The sequence below is a fragment of the Pseudoalteromonas sp. CR1 genome, from assembly GCF_019392235.1.
GTDB lineage: Bacteria > Pseudomonadota > Gammaproteobacteria > Enterobacterales > Alteromonadaceae > Pseudoalteromonas.
The window spans coordinates 194,076-211,695 of the sequence record NZ_JAHXRM010000001.1 but is presented as its reverse complement, the minus strand read 5'-3'; the positions used below and the strand labels follow the sequence as shown (position 1 = coordinate 211,695).

Below are 17,620 nucleotides of genomic sequence, written 5' to 3'. Positions count from 1 at the left end.
TGCTGGTATATGATAGCCGCCTAAATATATGCTATTTAAGTAAGACAGTAAGTATTGGGGTTTAATACCACTATTTGCGGTTGTTTTTGATTGCGATGACATGCCAATCAACACCTTCTAGGAGACGGATTATTATTTCCAAGCTTTTTCAATTTTGCCGACAGATAATCGGCCCAAATACGAGTGCTGAAAATGCCTCTGTAAGCAGCGAACCACTAGTAATCACACGCGGTGAGCATGGTATTTCTCGTAAACAATTTAGCCCAAATGCAATCAAAGTGTTATACCGATTAAAAGACGGTGGCTACGATGCCTACCTGGTTGGTGGTTGTATTCGCGATATATTGTTAGGCCAACAACCTAAAGACTTTGATGTAGTCACTAACGCAACACCCGACCAAGTTAAAAAGCTATTTAGGAACTGCCGATTAATTGGTCGCCGCTTTCGTTTAGCGCACATTGTTTTTGGCCGAGAAATTATTGAAGTGGCAACCATGCGTGGCCATCACGAAGCGCCTGAGTCTAAAAACCAAATAAGCCAATCAAGTACTGAAGGGCAATTATTACGCGACAACGTATTTGGTAGCATTGAAGAAGATGCCGAGCGCCGCGATTTTTCAATTAATGCTTTGTATTACTCAATTAACGACTTTAGCATTCACGATTACGCCAATGGTTTGGCCGCTATTAAAGCAAAACAAATTGAGCTTATTGGCGATCCCGAAACACGATACCGTGAAGATCCAGTGCGTATGTTACGCGCTGTACGATTTGCAACAAAGCTTGATATGAGCATTGCGCCTAATAGCGAAAAACCGATTAGCGAGCTTGCCAGCTTACTTGATAATATTCCGCCGGCGCGTTTGTTTGAAGAAGTGCTAAAACTGTTTTTAAACGGTAAGGCCGAAGCTAACTTTTTAATGCTTCGCCAATACGGACTTTTCCGTGCATTATTTCCTGCGCTTGATAAAATTTTAGAAGCTAACCCTAATGGGCTAGAGCATACCTTTGTTCAGCAAATGTTTCAAAATACCGACAAACGCATAAACGCTGATAAAAAAGTAACACCTGCATTTATTTTTGCCGCGCTACTGTGGTTCCCGCTTTTAGCAATAACCAAAAAGCTTCAAGCAGAAGAAAAACTTAGCGAGTACGATGCCTTTGCACAAGCAATGAATAAAGTACTCAGCGAAAGCGCCCAACATATAGCGGTACCAAAACGCTTTACACTGGGTGCTCGCGATATTTGGCACATTCAGCATCGCCTAGATAAACGTGCAGGCCAACGTGCATACAGGTTAACGCAACAACCACGCTTTAAAGCCGCTTACGACTTTTTATTGTTGCGCGTTGATGCGGGTGAAACTGAGCATGAAGAACTTGCACAGTGGTGGACTCAATACCTTAGCCAAGATATTAACGGTCAAAAAGACATGGTTAAAAACTTAGGTCATCAAGGTGGTCCAAAACCGCGTAAACGTTCTCGTCGCCGCGCACCAAGAAAGCCAGCAGAGTAATAACATGAACTGTGTTTATTTAGGATTAGGTGCAAACTTAAACTCACCTAAAAAGCAGCTTGATAATGCGGTTGCGGCACTTAAAAATCTGCCGCATAGCGAGCTTGTAAGCGTGTCTCATTATTACGCAAGTAAGCCCATGGGGCCACAAGACCAGCCAGACTATATTAACGCTGTTGCCTGTATTAATACCCACCTTGAACCAGAGCAGCTACTTGATTTAACTCAAGAAATAGAACTTAAGCATGGCCGTGTAAGAAAAGCAGAACGTTGGGGTCCACGAACGCTAGACATAGATACCCTTTTGTTTGGCAATAAAATTATTAATACCGCACGCTTGACTGTGCCCCATTATGGCTTGAATGAGCGCGAGTTTGTTGTGTATCCGTTGCTTGAACTTGCGCCTGAACTTATTTTACCTAGCGGAATTGCACTAAAAACCATTGCAACTAATTTACCGCTCAACGACTTACAACAATTACCTCTGTAATTAACCTAGGCTTATGCCTGCGAGGAATATTATGTCTAAAATAACCGTTTCTACTTTAAATAAAATGAAAGCAGAAAATAACAAAATCACGGCATTAACCGCTTACGATGCGAGCTTTGCAAAGTTATTTCATGATAATGGCGTTGACGTTATTTTAGTCGGTGACTCGTTGGGTATGGTGCTACAAGGCGGTGATGACACCCTTGGCGTAACCAACCAGGATATTGCTTATCATACTCGCTGTGTACGTGCAGGAAGCCGTGAATTATTTGTTATTGCCGATATGCCATTTATGACTTATTCAAGCGTTAACGACACCTGTAAAAATGCCGCAGAACTTATGCGAGCAGGTGCAAACATGGTAAAACTTGAAGGTGGTGAATGGCTTTACGACAGCATTAAAGCGCTTACTGAACAAGGTATTCCTGTGTGCGGGCACTTAGGCCTTACCCCTCAATCTGTGCATGTATTTGGCGGTTTTAAAATCCAAGGCCGCGAAGAAGACAAAGCACAAAAAATGATTGAAGACGCCAAAGCATTAGAAGCTGCTGGCGCACAATTATTGGTACTTGAGTGTATTCCTAGTGTATTGGCAAAGCGAATCACTGATGCGCTTAGTATTCCAACCATAGGCATTGGTGCGGGTAATGTGACCGACGGTCAAATATTAGTAATGCACGACCTAGTCGGTATTTCGGCAGGTTATATTCCAAAATTTTCAAAAAACTTTTTATTAGAAACTGGCAACATGCCTGCGGCCGTTCAGAAATATTGTACCGATGTAAAAAGTGGCGCTTTTCCAAGCGCTGAACATGAGTTTAAATAATGCAGTCAATTACTGAAATTAAATCACTACGTAGTCAAATTAAAGCCTGGCGACAAGCAGGCTTAAGTGTGGCGTTTGTGCCAACAATGGGCAACTTACATCGAGGACACTTTTCACTCGTTGAAAAAGCAAAAAACGTAGCCGATAAAGTGGTTGTTAGTATTTTTGTAAACCCGATGCAGTTTGGTGCTAACGAAGATTTAGATAATTATCCCCGTACATTATCAGAAGATAAACAAGGCCTTGCAGAGTTAGGTACTGATATAGTATTTACCCCAAGCGTAGACACAATTTACCCAAATGGGCTTGGCGAGCAGAGCTTTGTTGACGTGCCTGGCGTGTCACTTGGGTACTGTGGCGGTTCGCGCCCTGGGCATTTTAAAGGCGTAGCTACGGTTGTTACTAAGCTATTTAACTTGGTGCAACCTGACTACGCTTGCTTTGGTGAAAAAGACTTTCAGCAACTTCAAGTGATTAAAACGATGACTCGCGATCTATCTATACCAGTTGAAATTATTGGCGTACCTACCATGCGTGAAATATCTGGTTTGGCAATGAGTTCACGTAATGGCTACTTATCAGACGAGCAAAAAATAACAGCCACCGCTTTATTTAAAGCGCTAACCCATTGTGCCGAGCAGCTTAAGCAAGGCAATAAAGATTTCACCGCGCTTAAAACTCGCGCTAAACAAAGCCTAGAGCAAGCTGGCATAAAACCAGACTATTTTGAGATAGCTCAACGAGATACCTTAAAAACTGCTACACTCGATGATAACCATTTTGTTATTTTAGCCGCAGCCTTTTTAGGCTCTGTTAGATTAATTGACAACATGCAGGTCGATATTTAATTTATTGAGCTCACTTTAAGGATTAAAAATGCATATATTAATAAAAACAAGCGTAGTTGCCCTCACTTTTTTTGTTTTAGCGGGTTGTCAGAATCACGTTGAAAATGCTGAGATGAACCAATGTGCTCAACAAAATTTTCGCTGTGAAAGCACCTGTGATCAGCAAACAACGGCTGAAGGTCTTAAGCAACAAGTGTGCTCTGCAAAATGTGTAGAAACATACAATCAATGTAAAGCACGCGCTGAAAAGTTAGGTGGTATTTAATTCCCTCAAGCTTAAAATTTTAGACACAAAAAAACCGCTCAATGAGCGGTTTTTTTATTGCTTGGATTTATTATTTTAAACCTAGCTTTTTAAGCTCTACTTCAACTAACTTTGCAGAAAGAGGCACATAACCGTCTTTTTCTACAATTTGTTGACCGTCTTTTGAAAGAATCATTTTTAAGAATTCAGCTTCCATTGGAGACAAGGCTTTATTTGGGTGCTTATTAACATATACGTATAAAAAGCGAGAAAGTGGGTATTTGCCTTGCGCAACGTTATCAAGTGTTGCATCAACAAAGTTAGTACCTTTTTTAGATAATGGAACTGTACGTACACCTGACGTTTTGTAACCAATACCTGAGTAACCAATTGCATTTAATGAAGACGAAATTGATTGTACTACAGACGCAGAACCCGGTTGCTCGTTTACATTGTTGCGGAAGTCACCTTTACACAGTGCTTTTTTCTTAAAGTAACCGTAAGTGCCCGATACAGAGTTACGTCCGTATAATTGAATATCACGAGCTGCCCAGCTACCTTCAAGGCCCACATCGCTCCAACGGTTAACTTGCTCTGGCGCACCACATTTACGAGTTGATGAGAAAATAGCATCAACTTGGTCAATACGAAGACCTTCAATTGGGTTATCTTTATGTACGTAAACAGCAAGTGCATCAATAGCTACGCGAACTGCCGTTGGTTTGTAACCGTAACGTTTTTCAAACGCTTCGATTTCTTTTGATTTCATTGCACGGCTCATTGGACCTAGGTTAGCTGTACCTTCGGTTAATGCTGGAGGTGCTGTAGAAGAACCTGCCGCTTGAATTTGAATGTTTACATTTGGGTAAATACGTTTGTACTCTTCAGCCCAAAAAGTCATCATGTTAGCTAAAGTGTCAGAACCTACTGATGAAAAGTTGCCTGATACGCCGCTGATTTTTTGATACTCAGGAATGTCTTGATCTAAAGCCACTGCTTGAGCAGATACGAAAGTTGTAACAGCCACACCCATTGCGGCAACTAAGTTTTTAAATTTCATGTGGGTTCTCCGATTTGTTCGTCCCATTTTCTAACTGCTGCTCACTCTAAAGCGAGTACATGACAATGATATGACTCTTAAATGACACTTTTATGACTTTACTGGATCTTGTTGTTTATTTATCAAATCAACAATCTTATCTGTTGAAAAATAGAAAGAAAAACAAGAGCCTTTACCCACTTCACTCGTAATATTTAATTTACTATCGTGTCGTGTTAATACATGTTTTGTAATTGCCAACCCTAAACCTGAGCCACCGGTGGTTCTGCTTCGTGCTTTATCAACACGATAAAAGCGCTCAGTAAGTCGGTTAATATGCTCTGCAGCAATACCATCACCGTTATCAATAACAGTAAAACAAGCCATATTATTTTTACGAAGCCAACTAACTTGTATTTTCCCACCTGGTTTAGTGTAATGAATAGCATTAAATACTAGGTTAGAAAACGCACTGCGTAGTTCATCTTCAGAGCCTTTAATGTCTAGTGTGCTATCTATATCAAATATTAATTCGTGACCTTTATCTTGGTTAATTGACTGAGCCTCAGTTTGAATATAACCCAGTAACTGGGGCACATTAATGGCTTTATCGTTATCTTGTCGGCGTGAGCCTTCTATGCGGGAAAGAGATAATAACTGGCTTACCAAGCTATCCATGCGTTTACACTGCTCAAGCATCGTCGTTTGTGCTTTATTCCACATTGCTGGGGGCGGTAAGTTATCGCTGTCCATCATTTCTAGATAGCCTGTAACCACCGTAAGCGGCGTACGCAACTCATGCGACACATTGGCAACAAAGTCTTTACGCATTTGTTCAAGCTGCTTTAAACGGGTTACGTCGCGCACCACAACCATTAGCTGTGTGGTTGCATAAGGCATTACCCTAAACTCAAGTACTTGTTCAATAGCATGACCGTTATCAAGCTCTAGTGCTTCGTCAAAATTCCCCTTGTGCATATATTTTGCAAACTTAGGTTCGCGTATTAAGTTATCAAGACGTTGTCCATGATCGGTTGGCCACTGAAGTCCTAACACTTTAAGCGCCAGTTGATTACACCACACAATGCTTAAATCATTTTGAAGCACAATAACGGCATCGGGTACCGCTTCGGCCCCATCACGAAATCGCCTAATTAAATCGGCCAGTTCATTTCGTTTTTTACGGTTACGGTGTTGCAGATGGTAAATACCTTCAAACACCTGCTCCCATGCCCCTTCTCCTTCAGGCGGGTTGAAACTGCGCTGATTTAAAAGCCAATCGCTCAAACGGTATAATTGATGATAATGCCAAACAAGAAGTGAAAAAGAGCCTAAAAATAAAAGCAAAAAAGGTGCGCCAACAAGCACACCAATTAATAATAAGGGCAAAAAATAGATAAACAGGCGTTTAATTAACGCCTGTTTATTAACAACTCGATACATACACTCACTTTACCTTAGAGTAGTCATACACGTATAAAACTAAGCTGGTGATGAAGTAGGTTATAGTTTACTTGAAAAACGATACCCTGCACCACGAACGGTTTGAACCAGACGATCGTGTCCTAATGGGCCAATTGCTTTGCGTAAACGACGAATGTGAACATCAACAGTACGATCTTCAACATACACATTGGTTCCCCACACATGATCTAACAATTGTTCACGGCTGTAAACCCGTTCAGGATGAGTCATAAAAAAGTGAAGGAGCCTGAATTCTGTTGGCCCCATATCAAGCTCATTACCTTCAGAGGTAACACGGTGAGAAATTGGGTCTAAACGCAAGCCATGCACTTCAATAGCTTCTTCTAAAGACGTTGGTGACACACGGCGAATAACCGCTTTAATACGCGCCATTAATTCTTTTGGCGAAAACGGTTTAGTCACGTAATCGTCAGCGCCTACTTCTAAGCCACGTACTTTATCTTCTTCTTCGCCGCGGGCTGTAAGCATAATAATAGGTATTTGGCGCGTGTGCTCGTTTTGCTTAAACTTTTTAGCAATTTGAATACCGCTTCCGCCAGGCAACATCCAATCAAGCAATACCATATCGGGGTAAGGCTCAACCATTGCAGCAATAGCAGAATCATAATCTTCAGCTTCAATTGCCTGAAATCCATTTTGCTCTAATACAAAAACAAGCATCTCTCTGATAGGCGCTTCGTCGTCTACGACTAGTACTTTACGTGACATTCCAATTTATCTCTTAAGCTATCGAATAAGTTTTCATTATTATGACTAAGTATTACATTTTTATGAAAGTGTAACGTGTAAATTAAAATCGGGGTAAAAAAAAGCCAAATTAATAATAAAAACCTCATTCCTGTCACAAATTTATATATTTTAAAATTGATTAACGTTATTAGGGTCTGTTGTTCTTTGCGCATTAAAATTCGTTCGAACTAGGGCTATTTAATCGCGGCGCGAGGTTTGTAATCTAGTGGGCCCGATAACTGCTTCTGCGTTATTCTAGTGGCTTACATACATATAAGAATAGGTAAACTAGGTAAAGCTTCCGCGTCCTGCTCACGCCACTTACCTACATCTATGTAGGTAACAAAAAACTAGATAAACCCTCGTGTTAGCACTTTGCAAAACTAACTTTTTAATATGATCGAATACTGAGATCATTACTTTACTAAGTCTGCCTATGTTTGCAATTACTCAGATTTGAATAGATCTTGATTTTACTAAGCTTAACTTCAAAGATCAGATTTTTACCAAGGTGATCAATTTTGAGATCAACGCTCTACCTACTCAAAAAGTTAAGCTGTTGATTGTTTGTGCAAATTAAAAAAGATCTGATTACTTTTAATGCTAAATAAAACGAAAAATTTAATTAACTTAGTAAAGTAATGATCCAAAAAAGCCTGTGTTAGTAAATGAGTGATCCCTAATAACACAGTTGGTAATTGAATGATCTGCTATGGGCTGGTAATAAAAAAGCCAGTAATACTATTACTGGCCTTTAAATATTGATGAGTTTAATCGATCGATTATTTGATCTGTGGTGCTAACTCGCCGCTTAAGTACTTAAGATGCATGTCATCTAGAGAAATTGGTTTAATTTTACCTGCCTGCCCTGCCGTTCCAAACGAGTTGTAACGCGCAACACAAATCTCTGTCATCGCTTTTGTGGCTTCTGCTAGATATTTACGTGGATCAAAGTTAGATGGGTTAAGCGCTAAATGACGACGAATAGCACCTGTAGACGCTAAACGTAAATCGGTATCAATATTTACCTTACGAACACCGTGCTTAATACCTTCAACAATTTGCTCAACTGGCACACCGTAGGTTTCAGGAATCTCGCCACCGTACTGGTTTATGATCTCTAACCATTCTTGTGGTACAGACGACGATCCATGCATTACTAAATGCGTGTTTGGAATTCGAGCGTGAATCGCTTTAATACGATCAATTGCTAAAATATCGTCCGTTGGTGGGCGTGTAAATTTGTAAGCCCCGTGCGATGTACCACATGCAATAGCAAGGGCATCAACATGGGTTTTATTTACAAAGTCTGCTGCTTCTTCAGGGTCAGTTAGCATTTGGTCGGTCGTTAATTTACCCTCTGCGCCAACACCATCTTCTTCACCGGCTTCACCTGTTTCAAGTGAACCTAATACACCTAACTCGCCCTCAACCGATACGCCACAGGCATGTGCCATAGCAACGGTTTCGCGAGTAACTTCAACGTTGTATTCATAGCTTGAAGGCGTTTTACCATCACTCATTAACGAGCCATCCATCATTACTGATGAAAAACCAAGTTGGATTGAACGCTGACAAACACCCGGTGAGGTGCCGTGATCTTGATGCATTACCACGGGGATATGTGGCCACTCTTCAACAGCTGCTAAAATCATATGGCGAATAAATGGTGCACCGGCGTAAGCACGTGCGCCCGCTGATCCTTGAACGATTACTGGGCTGTTTGTTTTGTCAGCCGCTTCCATTATTGCGCGCATTTGCTCTTGGTTATTCACGTTAAAAGCGGGGACGCCGTAACCATGCTCAGCTGCATGATCTAAAAGTTGTCGCATACTGATTAAAGCCATTGGGTATTCTCCAATTTATCGATAGCATTTCACTGCCATCTAGTTTGAACGGATGTGTTAGTTTGGCGTTTGAATAACACCACGAAAAATCACTGCTCAGCAGTAAAATTACGTCAAAATCAGTTATTAAATTAGGGTGAGAGGTATTTAATAACTAATTGTCGGCGAGGGTTTCCCCTCACCTTACACGGCTAAATAAATTTATTTAGCACGCGACTCTAGCATTTCCACTGCTGGAAGTTTTTTGCCTTCTAAAAACTCTAAGAACGCACCACCACCGGTAGAAATGTAAGAAACTTTATCGGCAATGCCGTATTTATCAATTGCAGCTAAGGTATCACCGCCACCCGCAATTGAAAATGCGTTTGAGTTAGCAATTGCTTGAGCAATAGCACGTGTGCCGTTACCAAACTGATCGAACTCAAATACACCTACAGGACCATTCCATACCACCGTGCCAGCATTTGCAATAATTTTAGCAAGTTGGCTGGCAGTATCTGGGCCAATATCAAAAATCATATCGTCACTAGTTACTTCGCTTACATCTTTAAGCGTAGCAACTGCTGACTCTGAAAACTCATTACCTACAACTACATCGGTAGGAACTGGAATTTCACCATCGTTTGCTTTAGCTGCTGCACATAGACGATTTGCTTCATCCATTAAATCAGCTTCAAAAAGTGATTTACCTACCGGGTTGCCTGCAGCTGCAATAAACGTATTAGCAATCCCGCCGCCTGTTACTAGCTGATCTACAATTTTAGAAAGCGAGTCTAATACTGTTAGTTTAGTTGAAACTTTTGAACCACCAACAATAGCCACTAATGGGCGAGCAGGGTTATCAAGTGCTTTGCCTAGTGCTTCAAGTTCAGCCGATAGTAATGGGCCTGCACAGGCTACATCTGCAAATAAGCCAACGCCATGAGTAGAGGCTTGTGCGCGGTGAGCTGTACCAAAGGCATCCATTACGTATACATCACATAATGCTGCAAGTTGTTTTGATAACGTTTCGTCGTTTTTCTTCTCGCCTTTGTTAAAGCGCACGTTTTCAAATACAACCACTTCGTTATCAGCTACATCTACGCCATTTAAGTAGTCTTTTTCAAGACGTACTGTTTGCTCTAAGGCATCGTTTAAATAGTCAGCTACAGGGGCAAGCGAGTATTCTTCATCGTATTCCCCTTCCGTAGGACGGCCTAGGTGTGACATAACCATTACTTTAGCACCTTTCTCAAGCGCTAATTTAATAGTAGGTAGTGCAGCGCGAATACGCGCATCTGACGTCACTTTACCTGCTTTAACTGGTACATTTAAATCTTCACGAATTAATACGCGTTTGCCGTTTAAATCTAAATCTGCCATTTTTATGACCGACATGAATATCTCCTTAGTTAACGATACTGAACCTGAAAAATACGTTTTAAATTATTATACTAAATATAAAATTAGTGGCTTACAGCAACCATCGCACGCGCGGTGTCGAGCATACGGTTTGCAAATCCCCACTCGTTATCACACCAAACAAGTAACTTTATCAGCCGTTTGTGACTAACACGTGTCTGTGTGCCATCAATAATACAAGAATGTGGATCGTGATTAAAATCAACCGATACAAGCGGCTCTTCGGTGTAACTTAAAATACCTTCTAAGCGGTCTTTCGCTTGTGCTTTGAGTGCATTATTTACTGCATTTAAATCAACATCGGCGTTAACCGTTACACTTAAATCCATCGCCGTAACATTAATTGTTGGTACACGCACAGCAATGGCTTCAAAGCGGCCTTCAAATTTAGGTAATATGCGGTCTATACCACGCGCAAGTTTTGTATCTACCGGAATAATAGACTGACTCGCAGCACGGGTACGGCGTAAATCATGATGGTACGCGTCAATCACTTGTTGATCGTTCATCGACGCGTGAATGGTAGTAATAGCACCCGACTCAATACCAAACGCATCATCTAAAACCTTTATAACTGGCACTACACAGTTAGTAGTACACGAGCCGTTAGATACAATAGTGTGCTCGCTTTTAAGCTCATCGTCGTTTATGCCGTAAACAATAGTGGCATCTACGTCGTTATCAGCCGGATGCGAAAACAACACCTTTTTAGCACCAGCGGTAATGTGTAATTGTGCATGCTCACGCGAGTGATAAACACCGGTACATTCAAGTACAACGTCTACATCAAGGGTTTGCCAAGGTAACTCTACTGGGTTTTCTTCACAAAAAAGTGCAATGGTATCGCCTGCCACACTAATGGTGTCTTCACCAAGTTTTACAGGAAAAGAAAAACGACCGTGGGACGTGTCGTATTTTAATAAATGAGCAATAGCTTCAGGGTCAGCAAGTTCGTTAATCGCAACAATTTTAATCTCGTTGCTCAAACCTGACTCGTATAACGCGCGGACAATATTTCGACCAATACGACCAAAACCATTAATTGCAAGTTTGATTGCCATGAAATATAAAATCCACTCTTTTAGCGTGCAGATAAAGGCTATGTGCCTTTTAGATGGTTGTATTGTAATCGACCTTGCGCCTGATTATAAGAGGGGGCGATCAGAAACTTTAAATTAACGTTTAAAATAACCCCCTATCACTCACATTAAAACTTGTTCATAGCCCGCTGCCGTTGTATGTGCTCGTACCAGAAGATGTTCCTCCACCAAAGCTTTTAGGCGGACTTTTGGGCTTATCCTGTGAGCGATAAAATAACCATAAGCCAACCGCAGCAAAAAACGGAATTAACCAAACCAATATTACTTGCACTACTTTTTGAAACACCTCTAAATCATCGCGCTTTATCAGAAGAACACTAACGATGACGTTCAGTAATACAATGACACCAAACCCAATATAAAAATAATTTAATTCCATTACTCTAATGCCTCCTACCCTAATTGTTATTTTATCTCTAAATCAAACACCACGTTTATAGATGATTTAAATGTAATCGTTTCTTGCAGGTATCTACCTTGCTCGAATGGATTTCTAGTAACTTTAGAGCCGGTCACAACTATTCGCTCAAAACTATCTGCGCCATAACCATAACTTGAACGGTTAAAATTTGAATTAATACTGTAAATTTGTCCAAGTTCTGCCCCAAATGCTTTAGCAAGTTCGCTTGCTTTAACTATAGCGTTTTCTATTGCGCCTTGTGTTGCTTCAGCTTCTAATTGCGCAGCTTTTGAAGACATAAGCTCAATATTCGTCACTTCATTAATTTTTACACTTAGTGCAAAATCGATAAAATCGTTCACTTTTTCAATATCTCTTAATGTTACTTTAAGTGTTCTTGTTGCTACATACCCTGCATTAATTGCTGTACCACTCTCAACATTAAACATATCGTCATCATTATGAGTTAACAGGCTCGAAGCAAAAACATCAGTCTCCTTAACACCATACTTGCTTAACCCTTTAAGTAACAAATTCACTCGGTTATCAACATCACGTTTAGCATCAAGTGATTTGTCTTTAAAGCTTATTACTTCAAAAGAAACTTGAGCCATATCGGGCTTTGCTAATACCTCTGCAGTGCCCTGCATTGCAATATGACGATTAGCAGGCACGCTTGAATTAGCAAAAGTGATAAGTGGTGAAAAGAGTAGAAAAATAGTAATAATAAGTTTCATATTCGTTCCTTGGAGTAACTTGGAGTAATCAGTTAAATAATGACGATATAACTGTACCTATAGTCATACTAATAACTATAAAAGTAAACTGCTCTTTATTGTAAGCGGGAGTTTATCTCGCGCGGCATCCCCCCGCCTTCAGCCAACCTACGTCAGCTCACCTACTTTTAGCTTTTTACCACAACTTATTTGATGACATTGGGCTAAAAGCAGCTCAGCTGTCGCTTGTGCATCGGTAAGCGCATGATGGCAATGATAGCTTGGTAACTCATAGCGAGTGCGGCATGCGTTTAGGGTTAAATCGTCTTGTTTTATTTCAGTTGATTGGTTAAGTAGCCGCTTTTTTTCTATGTGGAGGGTATCGAGTATTAGTTTAGGGCGGGTGGTTATATTGGCTTGTTTTAAAGCAACTTTTAAAAACCCCCAATCAAGAGCTGCATTATGGAACACTAAAATACAATCGTTAAAATGGGCGCTTAAGCTTTTTAAAATACTGTTTAAGCTACGCCCATTAGCAATGGCCTCGTTACTAATGCCATGAAAAATAGGGCTTTGTTCTAGGCTTTTTACGTCTTTATTAATAAAATGCTGCGACTCACTCATTTTTATACATTGATTATCAATCACAACCCATGCAACCGACACTATTTCGTGCTGTTTTGGGTCAAGCCCCGTGAGCTCTAAATCAATCACTAAATAGCGCTGCGATAATGCATTTTGTGCCAGTAGTTGACGGCGTTTTATATACCGCGTAAGTAGCGTTTTTACCATGTGAGCCTCACAAACTGCCTCGCGCAAATTTAAACGCCGCGCCTTGCTGTGCTTGTTTTACCAGATAAAAAGCCTCTTTAAGCTGATGACGCTCTAATGAGTTTAACTTGTTAGGGTTTATGCAGTTACTTGGGAGCCCTTCTTCATTTATTTGTGTACTTAAGCGCAGTTGGGTTAAAAAACGCCAACAGTCTTTTAAGTTGTAAATATCGTCTTTATTGATGAGGTTATACTTTAATAATGCTTCTAGGCGCTCTTGAGTGTTAGCACGTTTGATACCGGCTTTTAATGCGTATAAACGCACAATGTCGTTAATAATCACCACACCGCGTTTTTTCAAGTCTATGTATTTATGGTTGTTGTCATCTTTTTGTGTTTTAAACTTGTTAAACAGCCCTATAGGCACGCTGTTGTTATTTATATCGGTCGCCATGGCAGCATAAAATAAATCGTTTCGCGATATACGCACTAATTGCTCACAAAATGCGGTGTATAACGAATTTGATCCTTCTATAAAACGTAAATCAAAAAATATTTTACAGTTAAGCATGGCTTCGGGAGTTGGGCTTTTTATCCATTTAAAAAAACGCTCCGACCAATCGTTTACGCTCATGCGGCATAAATCACTACTTGCCATAATGTTACCAGGGCAACGCCTAATACCGCATTCAACTAAATGCTCACAAACAAACTCTCCCATTTTTTTAAAATAAGCATGTTGTTCTTGGGTTAAATCGTTGGGAAGCAGTAGGCCGTTATCTTGATCCGAGTGCAGCGTTTGCTCTTCTCGTGCCTGTGAACCAAAACATATAAAGCTAAAACTGGTTGGCGCTGCACCATGATCTTCTTGAAATAACCTGATCAAGCGCGATGTTAGCGCATCGGTTAATCCACTTAGTAGTTTACCAATAAGTGAAATATCGTCGATATTATGAGAAAAGCTCTTAAGTAAATCGGGTACTTCTTTTGCGTAACGTTTTAAATCGGTCACGTTATGCGCTTTATAAATGCGGCCAATGAGTTGCACAGGGTCACTTTTTTGTTGGCGCAGTAAATCAGTGCTAGTAAGCATACCTATAGGATTATGGCTTTCATCAAGCACTGGCAAGTGGTGAATATTATATTTGAGCATTAAATGCAGTGCAGAAAAAACACGGTTGTTTTCAAATATAAATTTAGGATTTGTGGTCATTATGCCACTAACTGCATCTTGTGGGTCTACATCGTCGGCAAGCACACGATTACGCAAATCGCGGTCTGTGACCACGCCAACTAAATGGGCATGTTGAATAACCATGATTGACGATACACCGTGCTCTTTCATTTTTTTAGCGCTTTGGCGAATACTCGCATCGGGCGAAAGTGTAATGGCTGTGCGGGTCATGAGTTCAGATATTCTGCGCTCTGACCAACTGTCGTTTTTACTTTTATAATGTGATGAGAGTAAACGATTTGCGTGAGCTCTTACAAAATATTGCTCAAACGGTTTGTACTCTCGGCGTAAAAAATCAAAGTGTTCTTGGTTGAGCATATACACTATGCCCTCTTTTTGAACTGCCAATTTATTTTGAATGGCCTCGCCAGTTAAAAGCGAAGGAAAACCAAAATAATCACCTTGCGCTAAACGCGTCACCACATTGCCTTTTGCATCAACTAAATCGTAAAGGCCTGAACGAATTAAAAATAGCTTTGGGTGTTCACTTTGCAGCCACTGCGCCTGATTTTCTCGCGTTAAATAAATAACATCGAGATGATTTACAAAATAGTCGCAAGCACTGCTATCAAGCATACTAAATGGCGCCTGAAGATAAACATATTGGGCCACTTCTTGTTGTTCTACACTCATTGTTACACTCACTAAAAAGTATACACAGCACCAATGTACTCATTATTTATACAAATAAAAAGCCCGACTAAAGTCGGGCTTTTGGTACTTTACATATAAGTTGGCTTAATGCGCGTGCGCTTCTGCCGATCCTTTAGGATTACGAATACCTTCTACCATTTCTTGTATCTCAACAGGTGTTGGTTGAGTAAATTTAAGTACTACGGCAGCAACAACAAAGTTAATAACCATACCAACTAAGCCTATGCCTTCTGGCGAAATACCTAAGAACCAGTTCTCAGGGCTGTTAAGCTCTGGGCTCACAAATTTAAAGAAGATAATATACGCGGCGGTAAAGCCAATACCCGTTACCATGCCAGCAATTGCGCCTTCTCTGTTCATTGTTTTAGAGAATATCCCCATAATTATAGCCGGGAAGAAACTCGCCGCGGCTAAACCAAAGGCAAAGGCCACCACCGACGCTACAAAGCCAGGCGGATTAATACCAAAGTAAGCAGATATAACAATGGCAATCATCGCGGCTAATCGTGCGGCCAGTAGCTCTTGTTTATCACTTATATCGGGTTTCAGAGTACGTTTGAGTAAATCGTGCGAAACAGAAGTCGAAATAACCAGTAGTAAACCCGCTGTTGTCGACAGTGCTGCAGCAATCCCCCCTGCGGCTACAAGTGCAACAACCCACGCTGGTAAATTAGCTATCTCAGGATTAGCCAATACCATAATATCGCGGTCTACTTTTACTTCATTTGCGCTATTTGGATCTTCTATTTTACCTGCTGTGTAGAACATTTTGCCGTCACCATTTTTATCATTAAACGTGATTAGGCCTGTACGTTCCCAGTTTTTGATCCACGCTGGTGCTTCTGCGTACGCTGTACCGCTGCCGTCTTTACCATTGATTGTGTCAATCATGTTTACACGTGCAAACGAAGCAACCGCTGGTGCGGTAGTATAAACAATAGCAATAAATACTAACGTCCATGCTGCTGAAATACGCGTATCTTTAACACGTGGTACAGTGAAAAAGCGAACAATTACATGTGGTAAACCTGCAGTACCGACCATTAATGCACCTGTAATGGCAAATACATCAATCATGCTTTTAGAGCCTTCGGTGTATTGTGCAAAGCCAAGTTCTGCGCTTAACCCATCAAGCTTATCAAGCACATACATACCCGAACCGTCACTCAATGTGGCACCAAAGCCTGTTTGTGGGAAAAAGTGACCTGTCATCATCATCGAGATAAAAATAGCCGGTACAAGGTAGGCAAATACAAGTACACAATACTGCGCTACTTGCGTGTAGGTAATGCCCTTCATGCCGCCAAGAACCGCATAGAAGAATACAATCACCATGCCAATGTAAACACCGGTTTCAATTTCTACTTCTAAAAAGCGAGAAAACACAACGCCTACGCCGCGCATTTGCCCTGCAATGTAAGTAAAACAAATGAATATGGCACATAAAATTGCGACTAAACGTGCTGTGCGCGAGTAGTAACGGTCACCAATAAAGTCAGGCACCGTGAATTTGCCAAATTTACGTAAGTAAGGCGCTAAACACATAGCGAGCAATACATAGCCGCCTGTCCACCCCATTAAGTAAACGCCGCCATCATACCCTGCGAACGAAATAATGCCTGCCATAGAAATAAATGACGCGGCGCTCATCCAGTCGGCTGCGGTTGCCATACCATTAGCAAGTGGAGGCACGCCGCCGCCCGCTACGTAAAATTCGTTAGTTGAACCCGCACGGGCCCAAATTGCAATGCCGATATAAAGCGCAAAGCTTAAACCGACGATTATAAATGTGAGTGTTTGAACATCCATTGCTTAGCTCCTATTCGTCTACGCCGTATTTTTTATCTAACGTATTCATTTTGAAAACGTACACAAAAATCAAAGCAACAAAGGTGTAAATCGCGCCTTGCTGGGAGAACCAGAAGCCAAGTTTAAACCCAAAAAAACGTACTTCATTAAGTACATCAACCAGTAATATGCCAAAGCCAAATGAGACCACAAACCACACTGCTAGTAGTTTAAACAGTAGTGAAATGTTTTCTGCCCAATAAGCTTTTGCTTGTTCTTCGTCTTTAAAAGCCATTTTTATTTTCCCCTTTAAGCACCGCAGTATCGCGATGGGTGGTTTTTTATCTTCGCTAATCAATTTAGCAACGCAGCTCACATATTGAATTGAGACCATAGTCGTAACAGCTAATTAACGTTTACGTAAACTGTATTTAACCTTCTTTATGAAAGCTGTTATTTTTATTTAATATCAGCATGTTACGTTCATAGCACCTGCTATGTTTGTTGCCTAGTTACCGAGCAACTCATAAA

At 40.9% G+C, this 17,620-nt stretch carries 17 protein-coding genes; 5 read left to right on the top strand and 12 right to left on the bottom strand.

What is annotated here, in order from left to right; genetic code table 11:
* Positions 1–95 precede the first annotated feature (95 nt).
* Genes pcnB through KZZ04_RS00975 form a run of 5 tightly spaced genes read left to right on the top strand, consistent with a single transcriptional unit; the run spans position 96 to position 3,946 of the window.
* Positions 96–1,517, top strand: a complete 1,422-nt coding sequence (gene pcnB, locus KZZ04_RS00995; protein WP_201020852.1) for a polynucleotide adenylyltransferase PcnB — start codon at positions 96–98, stop codon at positions 1,515–1,517.
* A gap of 4 nt (positions 1,518–1,521) precedes the next feature.
* On the top strand, positions 1,522–2,007 hold the full coding sequence (gene folK / locus KZZ04_RS00990) for a 2-amino-4-hydroxy-6-hydroxymethyldihydropteridine diphosphokinase (protein WP_058403095.1): 486 nt from the start codon (positions 1,522–1,524) through the stop codon (positions 2,005–2,007).
* Positions 2,008–2,038: 31 nt separating this feature from the next.
* Positions 2,039–2,833 (top strand): 3-methyl-2-oxobutanoate hydroxymethyltransferase, encoded by a 795-nt coding sequence (gene panB / locus KZZ04_RS00985; protein WP_058403096.1) that lies wholly within the window; start codon positions 2,039–2,041, stop codon positions 2,831–2,833.
* Positions 2,833–3,681, top strand: coding sequence for a pantoate--beta-alanine ligase (gene panC, locus KZZ04_RS00980; RefSeq protein ID WP_219421463.1), 849 nt, complete (start codon positions 2,833–2,835; stop codon positions 3,679–3,681). Before panB ends, panC begins: the two co-directional genes overlap by 1 nt.
* A gap of 28 nt (positions 3,682–3,709) precedes the next feature.
* Positions 3,710–3,946, top strand: coding sequence for a hypothetical protein (locus KZZ04_RS00975; RefSeq protein ID WP_058403098.1), 237 nt, complete (start codon positions 3,710–3,712; stop codon positions 3,944–3,946).
* A 70-nt stretch (positions 3,947–4,016) separates the two neighbouring features.
* Here KZZ04_RS00975 and KZZ04_RS00970 read toward each other — a convergent pair whose 3' ends face one another.
* The 12 genes from KZZ04_RS00970 to KZZ04_RS00915 all read right to left on the bottom strand — a co-directional run bounded on the left by KZZ04_RS00970 (position 4,017) and on the right by KZZ04_RS00915 (position 17,384).
* A complete protein-coding gene (locus tag KZZ04_RS00970) occupies positions 4,017–4,985 on the bottom strand; it encodes a PstS family phosphate ABC transporter substrate-binding protein (RefSeq protein ID WP_058403099.1) in 969 nt (322 codons plus the stop codon).
* 90 nt (positions 4,986–5,075) lie between these two features.
* Complete coding sequence (gene phoR / locus KZZ04_RS00965; protein WP_058403100.1) at positions 5,076–6,407, bottom strand: phosphate regulon sensor histidine kinase PhoR; 1,332 nt, start codon at positions 6,405–6,407, stop codon at positions 5,076–5,078.
* A gap of 60 nt (positions 6,408–6,467) precedes the next feature.
* Entirely contained in the window at positions 6,468–7,157 is a 690-nt protein-coding gene (phoB, locus tag KZZ04_RS00960) for a phosphate regulon transcriptional regulator PhoB (protein ID WP_006791869.1), read from the bottom strand.
* Between the two features lie 803 nt (positions 7,158–7,960).
* Complete coding sequence (gene fba / locus KZZ04_RS00955) at positions 7,961–9,025, bottom strand: class II fructose-bisphosphate aldolase (RefSeq protein ID WP_058403101.1); 1,065 nt, start codon at positions 9,023–9,025, stop codon at positions 7,961–7,963.
* A 201-nt stretch (positions 9,026–9,226) separates the two neighbouring features.
* Positions 9,227–10,402, bottom strand: coding sequence for a phosphoglycerate kinase (locus KZZ04_RS00950; protein WP_058403102.1), 1,176 nt, complete (start codon positions 10,400–10,402; stop codon positions 9,227–9,229).
* Between the two features lie 68 nt (positions 10,403–10,470).
* Entirely contained in the window at positions 10,471–11,487 is a 1,017-nt protein-coding gene (epd, locus tag KZZ04_RS00945) for an erythrose-4-phosphate dehydrogenase (RefSeq protein WP_058550807.1), read from the bottom strand.
* A 157-nt stretch (positions 11,488–11,644) separates the two neighbouring features.
* Positions 11,645–11,905, bottom strand: a complete 261-nt coding sequence (locus KZZ04_RS00940; RefSeq protein WP_058403104.1) for a hypothetical protein — start codon at positions 11,903–11,905, stop codon at positions 11,645–11,647.
* A 26-nt stretch (positions 11,906–11,931) separates the two neighbouring features.
* A complete protein-coding gene (locus KZZ04_RS00935; protein ID WP_219421461.1) occupies positions 11,932–12,663 on the bottom strand; it encodes an SIMPL domain-containing protein in 732 nt (243 codons plus the stop codon).
* A gap of 147 nt (positions 12,664–12,810) precedes the next feature.
* Positions 12,811–13,434: a 3'-5' exonuclease gene (locus KZZ04_RS00930; protein ID WP_219421459.1), complete on the bottom strand. Its 624-nt coding sequence runs from the start codon at positions 13,432–13,434 to the stop codon at positions 12,811–12,813.
* 7 nt (positions 13,435–13,441) lie between these two features.
* Complete coding sequence (locus KZZ04_RS00925; RefSeq protein WP_219421457.1) at positions 13,442–15,280, bottom strand: DUF294 nucleotidyltransferase-like domain-containing protein; 1,839 nt, start codon at positions 15,278–15,280, stop codon at positions 13,442–13,444.
* A gap of 105 nt (positions 15,281–15,385) precedes the next feature.
* On the bottom strand, positions 15,386–17,110 hold the full coding sequence (locus KZZ04_RS00920) for a sodium:solute symporter family protein (RefSeq protein ID WP_219421455.1): 1,725 nt from the start codon (positions 17,108–17,110) through the stop codon (positions 15,386–15,388).
* Between the two features lie 10 nt (positions 17,111–17,120).
* Entirely contained in the window at positions 17,121–17,384 is a 264-nt protein-coding gene (locus KZZ04_RS00915; RefSeq protein ID WP_004586074.1) for a DUF4212 domain-containing protein, read from the bottom strand.
* Positions 17,385–17,620 lie beyond the last annotated feature (236 nt).